The sequence below is a fragment of the Pseudomonas sp. HN2-3 genome (genome assembly GCF_020691745.1).
Taxonomy (GTDB): Bacteria; Pseudomonadota; Gammaproteobacteria; order Pseudomonadales; family Pseudomonadaceae; genus Aquipseudomonas; species Aquipseudomonas capeferrum.
On record NZ_CP085704.1, the window covers coordinates 5,739,668 to 5,752,496 of the forward strand.

Genomic DNA, 12,829 nt, shown 5'->3' on the forward strand with positions numbered 1-12,829 from the left:
GCCCCAAAAAAAACCGCGACTCCCAATGCATCCTATGCAGTATGAGTCGCGGCCCAAAGGGAGGACGTAATGGAGTGACCAAGCAGATTCTCGATTAGGGGGAAGACTCTGCTTGGTCGGGGCTTGGAGCCCGAGGATCAACACTATCGATTTGAAACCTGGGGGTATCGACAAAGGATAGTGAAAAGGAGATCACGCCTCTGTCCTCCAAATGCAACAAAAAGCCTTAAGTTGCGAGATAAGATTACGGCAGGTTGAGGATCGGTTCTTGCATAGGCGTGCTGTACTGTGCAGACGCAATGCTAGTAGGCCGCACGTTTGCGAGATGCCCCCTCTAAATCTCGCTCAGTTGAAACCCTGATCAGGTGCAAGTCAGTGGGAAGACTCGATCAATCAGCTCCGAACTGTTGACGGTACTGGTTAGGGCTCACTCCGATACGCTCACAGAACACCTTCCGCATGTACTTGGCGGTGCAAAAACCACATCGAGTCGCGATGGTTTTAAGAGGGAGGTTTGTACCCTCAAGCAGCCTCCGCGCATGGTCAATTCGAGCGTTCTGTACGAATTGCATCGGGGTCATGCCAGCTTCCCGCTGAAACGATCTGGCGAAGTTTCTCGAGCTCATAGCGACCATGTCAGCCATCGACTGGACCGAATACATTTGTTCGATGTGATCGACAACGTAGGCTTGAACCCTAGCTACAGGTGAGCCATCTCGGGTCACTGAGGCCAGCAGAGGACCAAATTGGGTCTGGCCTCCCTGCCGCTTCATAACGACCAACAAGACCTTAGCCACCTCCAAGGCGAGTTCTTTCCCATGGTCTTCAGCGACGATCGCCAGCGCCATGTCGATCCCAGCTGTGATTCCCCCTGAGGTGATCAGATTGCGGTCAACAACATAGATCTGCTCACTCTCGACCTTTGCCTCAGGGTGTCGTTGAGCCAATCTGCCGATATAGTTCCAGTGGGTAGTACAGCGATAGCCATCAAGGAGACCTGCTTTGCCCAGCAGGAACGCCCCTGTGCAAATGGCACCAAAACGCTTGGCGTTTCGCGTCGCTTCGGGAAGCCACTCTTGAATGACAGGATGAGGATCGTCGTAAGCCCCTGGGCCACCGGGTACGAGCAGCAGATCCACATCCTTCGGCGCTTGGTCCAATGCAAAATCTGCTTTAACTTGAAGCCCACAAGAGCTTCGGATTAACCCGTTTTCAACCCCTAGCGTCAGCATGCGATACCGTCTTTCCTCAGGAAGGAAACGGTTTGCCACTGCAAATGCATCCATTGGCCCAGTGATATCTAGCATCAAAACGCCATCAAACAATACCATGGCTATCGTTTTGGCTGTCTCGTCTTCTTGCATGTTACGCCGCCTGCATGGGAGCCGTTGGAATACAGTTCCAACCTTGGAATTGAGTGATGGATTCAATGCGGCGGTAGGAAATCGCAGAGCCCGCATTAGGCCTAAAATACCACCTATTCATGCGGAAATGACCTGATTGTCTCTGTGGGAATGTCAGATCATGCGTGGTACGTGCCGCACACTGGCATGATCAGCCTTCGACGCAGCCAGGCTTGCCATTCACCAATGGGGCGCGCCTAGCTATATCCGTCGAACTGTTTTTAATAAGTCTTAAGAACTCCCTAAGGACTTTGCTAAAGGACAGTAGCCAAACTCTCCAGTACTGAAATGGAGAGTCGCTATGAGATATCAAGAAGCCGTTCGGTCTGAATCGACCAACCATCGACACATCCAATTACTCGTTGGAATCGATGAGGCGCTTCTTCGAATCAAGCCAACCGAATTTGCTTCACAGCGTCTAGCTCCAGTGACGGAATGCCCTGGGGAAAACGAAAAAATAGCTAATCCCGGCTCCCTCGCACCGCATCACCTACGGCGGGCAACTGAGCTATTGCTGGCTAACTTGAGCGGGCCCATGGGGATCATTGACATCGCCCACGCCTGCAACCTAACTCGCAGCCATTTTTCGCGTGCCTTCAAGCTCAGCACAGGGGTGTCGCCGATCGAGTGGCGCTTGAAAGCTCGCCTAGAGAAGGCCAAGGAATTGCTCACTACCTCGCTAACCCTTACCGAAGTGGGGCTAGAAGCAGGGTTCTGTGATCAAGCGCATTTCACTAAAGCCTTCACACGCTTGGCGGGGACTACTCCGAAAAAATGGCGTGCCGAAATGGCAATTGAATCAATTTGATACATCTATTAAAGGCCAATTACACCTCGGTATATATCCCTCGGGACAATAGCGAGAAGAGTCGATTGCTGAAATTATAAAGATCCTCGTGACTGAGCGAGGGTTCAATTTTTTGCCGCATTGGCGATATCACATAGAGGTGAACATGGGTGCCCACGAAGAAATCGTGACGCTTGTCATCAAGCACCGGGTCAACCCTGGTCACGAGGCAGCCTATGAGACGTGGTTGAAGAAAACAGTGAACGTCGCCAGCCGACGCGAAGGTCACCTGGGTGCTGACATTCACCGAGACAACCATGGTGGGCTGCAGGTCTTCACCTGTGTGCTGCGCTTTTGCTCGACAGACGTAATGCAGTCCTGGCTCGACTCAGCAGAGCGGCGCGAATTGGTGCAGGAAGCGCTGCCTATGCTGGCAGACGGGGATCAGACAGAAGTCACTGCAGGCAGCGAGTTCTGGTTTGCACCGGCCGCTGAAAGCCAGCAGCAACCCCCTCGCTGGAAGCAAGCGGTTATCTCCTTCCTGGTGATTCTGCCTCTGAGTTTGATTGTTCCGAAGCTTTGGATACCAGTGCTCAGCCTGCATCCATTTTGGGCCAGCTACCTGGGCAGCAACATCGTTATCACAGCAACAATCGTAACGCTGGTTGTGTATCTCTGTATGCCTGCAGCGATGCGTCTGTTTGCCCCATGGCTCAGCCAATCATCTAGCAACACCTACCACCAAAAGTGAAATTCGGATGGCCTGCGCCGGATCACCTCCGGCTGTGTTGTAACGGTCTAAATCCAACAGTACATCTAGAGGGAGTATGCCGCAGCTGGAGGCTCAAGCTCACCAGTGCGCTGCCCGATGAGGATTCCAAGCTCACGGCCATGAAGAGGCTCGACTCTCCAAAGTGCGTGTCAGCGATTTCTAAGGTTTCTGGGGCGCCATCTGCTGCTCCTGCTTCGCGTTCTAACAAACCGCAATTTTCATCCCACCCACCAAAGGTGCATTACCATGAGCAATCCAGATTACAAGCGCTTGAACAAAGATGACGCGGTAGTACTGCTGGTTGACCACCAGACCGGCCTCATCTCGCTTGTGCAGGACTTCTCGCCAAACGAGTTCAAGAACAACGTTCTGGCCCTGGGTGACCTGGCTAAATTCTTCGGCCTGCCAACCATCCTGACCACCAGCTTCGAACAGGGCCCGAACGGGCCGCTCGTTCCTGAGCTGAAGGAAATGTTCCCGGACGCTCCGTACATCGCGCGCCCTGGCCAGATCAACGCGTGGGATAACGAAGACTTCGTTAAAGCCATCAAAGCTACCGGCCGCAAGCAACTGATCATCGCTGGCGTGGTAACTGACGTCTGCGTTGCTTTCCCGACTCTGTCTGCCCTGGCTGAAGGCTTCGAAGTATTCGTCGTTACCGACGCTTCCGGCACCTTCAACGAAACCGTACAACAGGCTGCGTGGGTTCGCATGACCCAAGCCGGCGCTCAGATGATGAACTGGTTCTCGGTTGCCTGTGAGCTGCACCGCGACTGGCGCAACGACATCGAGGGCCTGGGCAACCTGCTGTCCCAGCGCATTCCTAACTACCGCAACCTGATGAACAGCTACGCTGCCCTGACAGCTAAGTAATCACCGGCAGATGCGAAAAGCCTGCAGAAACGCAGGCTTTTTTGCTTTACATGGTACTGGCTCTGCAGCAAATCACCCCTGGATGCTGCGAGGCAGCGTGAAGCGAATACGGCATCCGCCACATGGCGAAGCTTCCGCATGCAAGCTACCACCGTGCGCGCGTACTACTGAATTGCAAATGGCCAACCCCATCCCAAGGCCATGATCCTTGGTGGTATAAAACGCACCAAAAATCTTCTCCCTTTCATCAGCAGGAATTCCAGGGCCATTATCGTCAACGCTCACCTCAACCACATCGTTCAAAGTGCGCGAAGTGATTCGCAGCGCTCCATCGCCAGTCCTGAAGCCGGATAACGCTTCAAGGCCGTTGTTTATGAGGTTGTAGATCAATTGTTGAATCTGGACCTGGTCGGCCATGACTGGCTCGATCGCATTGAGGTTGGTGTCGAGCTTCACACCCTGTTTTAAGACTTCCGACGAGGTCAATCGGATTACCTCAAGAATGATGTCATCCAGGCGAGTCACCTTCAGTTGAGCATTTGTTTGCTTAGCGAGCGCGCGAAGAGCCCGGACGATACCAGCAGCCCGTTCACTGTCAGCGCGGATATCTTCCAAGCCTGCAATCGCTTCATCCATGTTGGGCGTGCCTCGTTTTAGCCAGCGCAAACTCGCAGCAGCATTCGATGCGATGCCCAGCAGCGGTTGGCTAATCTCATGTGCAATAGAGGCGGATAGCTCACCCATTACTTGCATGTGAGCGCTACGTGCCAGCTCTGCTCGTGAGCGTCTTAGCTCCTCCTCCATCTGAGCCTTGATCTGATTATCCTCGGCCAGCCGGGTAAAGAATTTCGCAGCCTGGAGTGAAACCGCGGCTTGCGAAGCAAGAATTTCCAGCATGGCCAGACGCTGAGAGCCGAAGAGATTAGGTACCAGTCGGTTTTCCAGATATACCAATCCAATCAACACGCCTTGTTTGACCAGCGGCAAGCAAAGAACCGAGCGGGCGTTGCGCTGCTGCAGTTCACTCCTGAATGCATCGGGGCATTCCAGCAGAGCATCATGCAGCACCAGATTGGTCTTGGTACGCATGGTAGCGTTCAGGACTGACACCGGAGCCTGAATCAAAAATTTCTGGCAGTTCTCCATCGTGACTTTGAGCCCGTCATCAGTGATGTCGGCAAGCGCAGCCATTTGGAACTCCGCGCCACTTACAATCAGCAATGCACCATGGTCAGCGCCGGAGTGCTGCATCAAATGGCTCATCAGCGTTTCAATGAGCCGCTCAAGGAGCACCTCTTCTGAAAGCGCTCTCGCGGCCTCAATACCGACCTCCAGATCCAGATTGGCTTGGGAGGCAGTCCTGAAGGTTTCCTGGACTGGTTGAATCCGCAGGAACGGATGCAGCGTCTCTAGCTGTCGAACTTTTCCGTTGGCCCCCCAGATGTGGAAGCAGTCTCGAGCTACGCGTAGATGCAGATTCGCACCAGAAATTAGACCGCTAGGGATACACACTTCAGCAAGCTGTTCGTGGGCAAGAGCTTGCTCGTGGAGGAAGCCGGCCGCAGTAGCTGCGATTTGGGCTTGGTCGAAGCAGCGAATCGCTACGAGCCCATCGCCGTTCAGTTTGGCAATGACGCCTTCGATCAGCAAAAGCTTATTGCGGAATGTGACGGGATTGAGGGCCGCCCAGTTAGCAAAGCGGTCGCGGTTTTTATGCAGCGTTTCGAGTTTCGATTCAGTTGTGCCTGGGGCCTCTGGGCTACCCAAAGCCAAACTGTAAAACAGGTAGAAATCAGAAAGGTTGATGTGCGCCGGTGCCGACCAGGCCACCGTTTGGGCTGCTTGGAAGCGGCGGACAGCGTACGCGATGTTACCCAAGTAGAAGGCAGACATCCCCGCGTAGAGTGAGCAGAAGAAATGAGTGGTCTTGGACGAGAATGCCCCCTCAATCGCCTCGTAAAGCACAGATTCAGTGGAATCCAACTCAGCCGCTAGCCTAGGCGGGCATCCATCAGAAAGGTCATGAACGAAGCGCTCCTGCGCGACCAGAATTCTCTCGACGTCGGCGTAATTGTATTGGCGAACCACCTTGAGGCCGCGGTCGATCACCTTGGCAACCTCCTGCAGATGATCGCCCATGATCAACGAATCAGAAACCAGGTGGTTGCATGCGTAGCAAGCCATTGCTAAGTCGCCGCTGAGGTGCCCTGTATCGAATGCCTCTGAAGCTTTCTGCTTGGCATACTCCATCGGGGCCGTCCAAGCGCTTACCTGATCAAGCGCAACCAGAGCCCCAGTGAGATCAGCCTCAAACCCATAGCGTTCGATCATTTTGATGGCGACTAAGCAACACGAATACCCGTCGTGATACTCGCCGAACCGCTCAGCGATCATGACTCCATACCAGGACAGACCATAAGTACTGCCAGGTGCAATGCCGTACTGAAGTGAGAGCTCAATGATCTTGGCAAGGTGCAAGAATCGGATATCGTCCTCAACGAAGAATGATGAACCGAGAGTAGAGAGGAGCTCGATGGCAGCCTCGGCTTCTGGGTCCGCGATTCTCGGTAGAGACTCCAATCCAAACAATCCGCGCTGGCTGATCAGCTTCTGAAGCTTGGCGTGCTCGGCAGCAGCGAGATCGGGATGGATTCCGCGGGGTATCCTAATTCCAAGCTCTGCGAGTCCTTCGAGCGCTTCGTCGATTGCAGATTCATAATCCGAGTGAAGGGTGAGGAGCTTGGCTTTAAGTTTGCGCCCCCGAGCGCGCTCAATCACATTGCCCGCACGGCGCATGCACTCTGCAATTTTTTGTTCAGCACTGACCATTTCCGATAGCTGCATGTCGCATTCAGCGGCTTGATACATAATCGCGAACGAGAACTTGCTTCGGAGGTCATCGGAGCTGCTCGACTGCTGTAATTGCTCGGCCGATACAAGGTAACCCGCCGCCTGATCGAACGCTGCCGCATCACGCGCTCGCGCAGCCGCTTCAAGAAGCAACGTGATGAAGTCCTCAGCCTGGTCTGCCTGATACGCACCTTTTTCTGACAGATGCACCTGATTGGCAATTTCGAAGGTGGCTTGAGGAAGCTCATCTCGCCAAAGTTTATGCATGCTGATGGCAATTTCTGCGTGCTGCTTCGGCCGCTGCGCCGGCGGAGTCAAGTCGTATGCTGCTTCAAGCACACGGTCGTGAGTAAAGAGAATGCCCCCCTGGTCCAATGAAACGAAACCGGCGCTGCTCAGACTTTGAAGTCGAGTACTTAATAGCTCTGGATCAATCTTGGCCAGTGCTGCCAGCAGCACCTCATCGCATTTCCCTCCCACAGCAGCAATAAGCCGAAGGATCTCATGGTGTGTGGGCGGCAGCCGCCGCAACCGCTGGATCATAAGATCGGCCACGTTATCCGCATAGCGGTGCTGCGCGACTGCCTCTAGAGACCACGTCCAGCCCATCTGATTACTGTCGAATTCGACCAGCTTGTCTTCGATCATCACCTTCAAGATCTGGTTGACGAAGAAGGGGTTGCCGGCGGTTTTCTCATGAACGAGCTTGGCGACTTCGACGACGCTCTCGCCCGGGGTATGGAATCGTTGAGCGATCAGCGCTGTCACTGCCTCTACCGAAAGGGGGGGAAGTGAAATGTGATAGGAAAGAATCGAGCAAGCGCCCAATTGCAGAAGGCTCGAGTCCAATACCTGCAATGCGTTCTGGTCTTCTGTACGGAAGGCCAGCACCAGAAGCGTGTTGCGCAGCGGCCGGGAGAGATACTCCCTCAGCAAGCAATGGGTTGAGTCATCAGCCCACTGCATGTCATCAAGAAAAATCACCAACGGCTTGCCTGGCGTGCCGAAGAATTCCAAGAAATCTAGAATCGCCCTGTTCTCTCTTTCAAGCGCGAGCCGCGTAGGCTTTTCAGGGAGTTCGGCCATCGGGCCGATGATGAGCTTCAAGTAAGGGGCTAGCTTCGCGAGTAGCTTGCCACGGCCTTTGAGTCGGCTCGTGATATCAGCTCGGATTGAGTCGAGGTCACTGCTGTTTTTGACCAGCAGCTGGGTAGTCAGAGATCCCAGGATCTCTCTCCATGGGCCATACGGAATCGCCTGGTCAGAGGTGTTGCACTTCCCTGCGGCCCAGTAGCTTTCCGTATGCGCACGTAGCGACGAGATCACCAAAGAGGACTTTCCGCTACCGGCAGGACCAGAAACGGTTAGCACGCGAGGACCGCTGTCGCGCCGCAAGACACGAAGGGTGCTTTCTACCTTCGCCTGTTCTTCACCTCGACCAAACAAAACATCGCCGCCCATCGATGTGACATCGGCAGTCCCCAGGACGAACGAGGATATATGCAGATTTCCTAACCACTGACGCAGACAGTGCTCGAGGTCTACTGCCAACGCTTTAGCTGACTGATACCGTGCGTTCGGCTCTTTGGCCAAGGCCTTGAGCAGAATGTCACTCACCATGGGAGGAACGTCAGTTTTGATCTCGGCAGGTGGCTTGGCCTGCACGCCTGCGTGCAGTTGTCGCCAATGCGATTTGTCCCGGCCCTCTAGAGGCAATTCACCAACCAGCAATTGGTACAGCGCTGCACCCAACGCGTAGATGTCGCTTCGCTGATCAGTTAAGGACCCATGCGGACACACCTGCTCTGGAGCAAGGTAGTTCCAGTGATCTGTTGTGGCGCTTTCCGTGTTGATCAGCTCCAGCGTGTCGGCCCTGAAACAGCTGAGTCTGACCGAGTCGTCATCCCTCACAACGATATGCTGAGCTTGCAGAGAACCGTGCGTTACTCCCTTCTCGTGAGCAAGAACCAGAGACTTTGAGGCGTTAGCGGCTAGACGGAGGAAACGCTCATGAGATACGCCTCCTGCGCTCACCAAGTCTTTAAAGGTTAGGTCGCTCGACGGCGGATAGATCATCAATGGTCCCTCCGCGGAACGGACGAACCCCACCGGAAGGATGGCCCAGTCGGGCTCTAGTCGGATGCGGTAGTCTCGCTCGAGCCGCTGACAAGCGGCAGGAGATTCAATCGGTGCACGAACTGCTATCCAGACCTTGGAGGTCTCTGGATCAAAGAAATCACAATAAGTGAGCTCACCCTCATGCCTCCGAAGAGAAACGCTGCATCGATTCAGCCAATCCTCATCAAGCATTATTTCTTCGCGCAAAAGCATGTGAGGGAGACGTTCTTCTAGCATCGTGCCACCATTAATGAACCATTCATTTCGTTCCGCGGTCGAGTATACGCACGGCGTTGTGGTTGTAGGACGACACTGGTAGGTTTGGCTGAATGAGATCCCCTGATGACCGTCAAGTGCCCCTAAGGGGGTTTACACTATGGCGGTGGTTACAGGTGCAGATGGCAATTCATAAATGAATACTATCCCCTGGCATAATTGTATTAAGGAAAGATTAAGCTTACGGTCGCGTGGTCTTGCTCCGGCCGACGTCGGTTAATCAAAAATGTTGAGAACATCATGATCCGATTAGGCAACGCGACAATTTACCTAGAGCGCCGGGAAGCATTCCTAAACGGCAAGCCGGTCCGCATCGGCGGCCGTGCATTTGACATCCTCGCCGCCCTCATCAGCGCGAAAGGTCGGATCGTTGAGAAGGATGATCTGATCAACCAGGTATGGCCTGACACCGTCGTTGAAGAAAACAATCTTCAGGTGCAGATCTCCACGCTCCGTAAAACGTTTGGTTCTCAAGAGCTGATCCAGACTGTGCCGCGGCGTGGATACCGCCTGTCAGCTGAGATTGATATCGATGAGACACCACTGCATCGGGATGAAATAATCCTGCCGACCGAGACAGGTTCGGCTTTGGATGTGTCTAGCGTGAGGGTTTTCGTCATCGACGACGACGTTTCAGTCAGCGGCGCGCTGTCCCGCTTGCTGCGCGCTGAAGATATTCCACACACGCTTTTTGGATCTGCTGAAGAGTTTCTGAACGCTAAATGGGAAAGCCCATACGCGTGTATTTTGCTCGACATTAACTTGCCGGATAAGAGTGGCTTGGATCTGCAAGAGGCCTTGAGGAAAATTAAGGCACCTTGGCCAATCATATTCATGACCGGTAACGGCACAATTCAAATGACTGTACGGGCAATGAAGGCAGGAGCTCGGGAGTTCCTGACGAAACCATTTGATGATGGACACCTACTTGATGTGCTGGCAGGTGTACGTCAAAAAGCAGTAGAGAGCGGTGATGCATATCTTTACATGAAAACGGCAATCGAGAAGTACGCCAGACTGACAAGCCGTGAAAAGGAGGTTTATTCGCTAGTGGTGAGCGGCCTGACCCACAAAGAAATATCCAAAGAGATAGGCACTAGCGAAGTTACAACGAAGGTCCATAAAAAGAATATCATGTTAAAGATGCAGTCGAGATCAATAATAGAATTGGTATCGATGTACAACACGATCAAATTGAACCGCCATCCTGAGGATCAGGAACCTGCATGAATAGACACTCTGAGTGCGGAGCATTCAGTCCTAATACGTCAGATTTGATTGTCGTCTGCATCGTTGACGATGACTCATCCGTACGAAGGAGCCTTTCGAACCTGCTGCGCTCTGCCGGCTTTGACACCTTGTCCTTCGCGTCTGGGGAAGATTTTCTTGCCTCGCCGCAAGCACTCGGTGCAGGTTGTGCTTTGCTCGACTTGAAGATGCAGGGGCTGTCTGGTGCGGATGTCCAGAGAGAACTCATTCGCCTGGATAACCCATTGCCGGTGATCTGCATGTCCGCACACTGGGACGATAGTGCTCTGTCGGAGTCGATTCGCCAGGGAGCCGTTGCCTGTTTGTCTAAGCCCTTTACTGAAGAAGCACTGCTCGATGCTGTCGATGAAGCCACGAAGGGCACCAAGCACTGAGCCGTAATCCGCAGTTGACCTCTGTTCTCAGAGCACAGCTCTGCAATAAATATGACCGATGGCTAGATACCCTCATAGGCTCATCCGTTACTCCCAGAGCTGAAAATGGCTAGCCTCCGAATCCTTTGCATTTCTGCTGCACTCTTGAGTGCAAACATCTCCTGGGGCAAACGAGAGGCTGTGACCCTCACCCCAGTTCCAGCATGGGCTGTATACGAGTGCCGTTGAATCATCTTTGCTCGAATGCGCCAGTCCAGCGCCTCCACATCTCGATAAGGTCCGATCGGCTTTCAGGCCGAGACTTGTGGCGAAACCTAGCTGCAAACGAAAACAGCCCGTGCATATCCGCAGGGGCTGTTATGGGGGCGCCGTCGAAAAAATTAGGACAGGGTTCGCTGAGGCGCCTTGTGCACCATGGTGTAGGCGTAGTCAACGCCCATGCCATATGCACCACTGTGTTCCCGGACCAGGTCCATGACCGGCTGGTAGGTGTCCTTGTGAGCCCAGTCACGCTGATACTCGAGCAGAACCTGCTGCCAGGTCACCGGAATTGCGCCGGCCTGAATCATGCGCTGCACCGACATGTCATGAGCCTCTTGGGTGGTACCGCCCGATGCGTCGGTGACTATGTACACCTCGTAGCCAGCTTCCATGGCTTCCAGTGCTGGGAAGGTCAAGCAGACCTCGGTCCACAGCGCCGCCATGATCAGTTTCTTGCGGCCGGTGGCCTTCACAGCTTCTACCAGCTTGGCGTCTTCCCAGCTGTTCATCGAGGTGCGTTCGATGGGCTGAGCACCTGGGTTCACCGCCAGCAGCTCCGGCCAGATGTAGCCGCTGAAGCTCTCGGTTTCGACCGAGGTGTAGATGGTCGGAACGTTGAAGATCTTGGCGGCTTTGGCCAGACCAACAGTGTTGTTCTTCAGCGTCTGACGGTCGATCGACTGAACACCGAAAGCCATTTGCGGCTGGTGGTCGATCAGGATCAGAGCGGAGTTGGATGGGTTCAGCAGTTCACGTTTGGACATGGTCGTAATCTCTTCAGAAAGGTTGAAAGCATTGAGTTTTAAAAGGGTCACCGCTCTGAGCCGGTGGCGTTTGTCTGCGGTATGGGTGCCATTCTGAAGTTGGTGCTGACTCAAGACAATTAGGCAAAAACAAGAATCATTGATTCAAAAAAAGGGACAATTTCGTGGATCGAATTGAATGCATGCGGACCTTCATCGCCACCGTAGACGCGAGCGGATTTACCGCCGCGGCTAGGATTCTGCATGTGCCACGTTCAAAGGTGAGTAAGCAAATCCAAGCTCTGGAAGAAGCGCTTGGCGTTCAGCTGTTGCACCGTACGACGCGAAGCCTGCATCTGACTGAAGCCGGTTGCGAGTACTACGAAGCGTGCCGAGAAGTAGTGGCTTCGCTTGAGGAAGCAGAGCAACGAGCACGTAGTGGCTTGGCAGAGGTTCAAGGCGTTCTGCGTGTAAACGCCCCAATGTCCTTTGGGCTGTGTCGCCTAGGCCCATTGCTGCCTCAGTTTCATGCCCTCTACCCCAAGGTGGAGCTGCAGCTTGTATTGAGTGATCAGCAGGTCGACCCTATCAAAGGGGGATTCGACGTGACGATCCGAATTGCGAGCCTTACGGACTCATCGCTTGTTGCCCGGCATCTCTCCCCGGCACCTAGGGTGTTGGTCGCGTCGCCAGGATACTTGGCACAGCATGGGGTTCCAGAAACCCCCAAAGATCTTGCGTGTCACCAATGCCTAAACTACGGCTACCTACAAAGTGGGGCTAGCTTGCAGTTGTGCAATGGTAAAGAGACACAGCGGGTACACGTGACGGGGCCTCTGCATGCGAATAACGGCGATCTGCTTGCGCAGGGGGCTGAGGCTGATATGGGGATTGCCTTGCTGCCTCTTTTCATTGTCGAGAAGGCTTTAGCTGAAGGGCGGTTGATCCAGGTCCTGGACGAGTGGGAGGCACCTCCAATCTCGATCAACGCTGTTTATCCAACGGCTCGTCGAGTACCTCTGAAGACGCGAGCGTTTCTGGACTTCCTCGCTGCGGAGCTACGGATTCCCGAGACAGCCGCAGTTCCATAGAAATCAGATAGA

Annotated in this window: 9 protein-coding genes; 6 read left to right on the forward strand and 3 right to left on the reverse strand. The window is 54.0% G+C overall.

Annotated features, from left to right (window positions below; all coding sequences use genetic code 11):
* Positions 1 to 389: 389 nt before the first annotated feature.
* On the reverse strand, positions 390 to 1,364 hold the full coding sequence (locus LJX93_RS26025) for a GlxA family transcriptional regulator (protein WP_227696540.1): 975 nt from the start codon (positions 1,362 to 1,364) through the stop codon (positions 390 to 392).
* A 574-nt stretch (positions 1,365 to 1,938) separates the two neighbouring features.
* Here LJX93_RS26025 and LJX93_RS26030 point away from each other — a divergent pair.
* The 3 genes from LJX93_RS26030 to ycaC all read left to right on the forward strand — a co-directional run bounded on the left by LJX93_RS26030 (position 1,939) and on the right by ycaC (position 3,835).
* Positions 1,939 to 2,211, forward strand: a complete 273-nt coding sequence (locus tag LJX93_RS26030) for a helix-turn-helix domain-containing protein (RefSeq protein ID WP_265106058.1) — start codon at positions 1,939 to 1,941, stop codon at positions 2,209 to 2,211.
* Between the two features lie 145 nt (positions 2,212 to 2,356).
* Positions 2,357 to 2,941: an antibiotic biosynthesis monooxygenase gene (locus LJX93_RS26035; RefSeq protein ID WP_227696542.1), complete on the forward strand. Its 585-nt coding sequence runs from the start codon at positions 2,357 to 2,359 to the stop codon at positions 2,939 to 2,941.
* Between the two features lie 267 nt (positions 2,942 to 3,208).
* Positions 3,209 to 3,835, forward strand: coding sequence for an isochorismate family cysteine hydrolase YcaC (gene ycaC / locus LJX93_RS26040; RefSeq protein ID WP_227696543.1), 627 nt, complete (start codon positions 3,209 to 3,211; stop codon positions 3,833 to 3,835).
* 72 nt (positions 3,836 to 3,907) lie between these two features.
* On the opposite strand, the gene LJX93_RS26045 is transcribed toward ycaC, so the two are convergent.
* A complete protein-coding gene (locus LJX93_RS26045; RefSeq protein ID WP_227696545.1) occupies positions 3,908 to 9,040 on the reverse strand; it encodes an ATP-binding sensor histidine kinase in 5,133 nt (1,710 codons plus the stop codon).
* Positions 9,041 to 9,319: 279 nt separating this feature from the next.
* Here LJX93_RS26045 and LJX93_RS26050 point away from each other — a divergent pair, with 279 nt between their 5' ends.
* Positions 9,320 to 10,309 (forward strand): response regulator, encoded by a 990-nt coding sequence (locus LJX93_RS26050; RefSeq protein ID WP_227696547.1) that lies wholly within the window; start codon positions 9,320 to 9,322, stop codon positions 10,307 to 10,309.
* Positions 10,306 to 10,722, forward strand: coding sequence for a response regulator transcription factor (locus tag LJX93_RS26055; RefSeq protein WP_227696548.1), 417 nt, complete (start codon positions 10,306 to 10,308; stop codon positions 10,720 to 10,722). The genes LJX93_RS26050 and LJX93_RS26055 overlap by 4 nt, the downstream gene beginning before the upstream one ends.
* 380 nt (positions 10,723 to 11,102) lie before the next feature.
* Here the strand turns inward: LJX93_RS26055 and LJX93_RS26060 are convergent, their stop codons facing one another.
* Positions 11,103 to 11,747, reverse strand: a complete 645-nt coding sequence (locus LJX93_RS26060; RefSeq protein WP_227696549.1) for a hydrolase — start codon at positions 11,745 to 11,747, stop codon at positions 11,103 to 11,105.
* Positions 11,748 to 11,911: 164 nt separating this feature from the next.
* Between LJX93_RS26060 and LJX93_RS26065 the strand changes: the two genes are divergently transcribed.
* Positions 11,912 to 12,817, forward strand: coding sequence for a LysR family transcriptional regulator (locus tag LJX93_RS26065; protein WP_227696550.1), 906 nt, complete (start codon positions 11,912 to 11,914; stop codon positions 12,815 to 12,817).
* Positions 12,818 to 12,829: the final 12 nt, after the last annotated feature.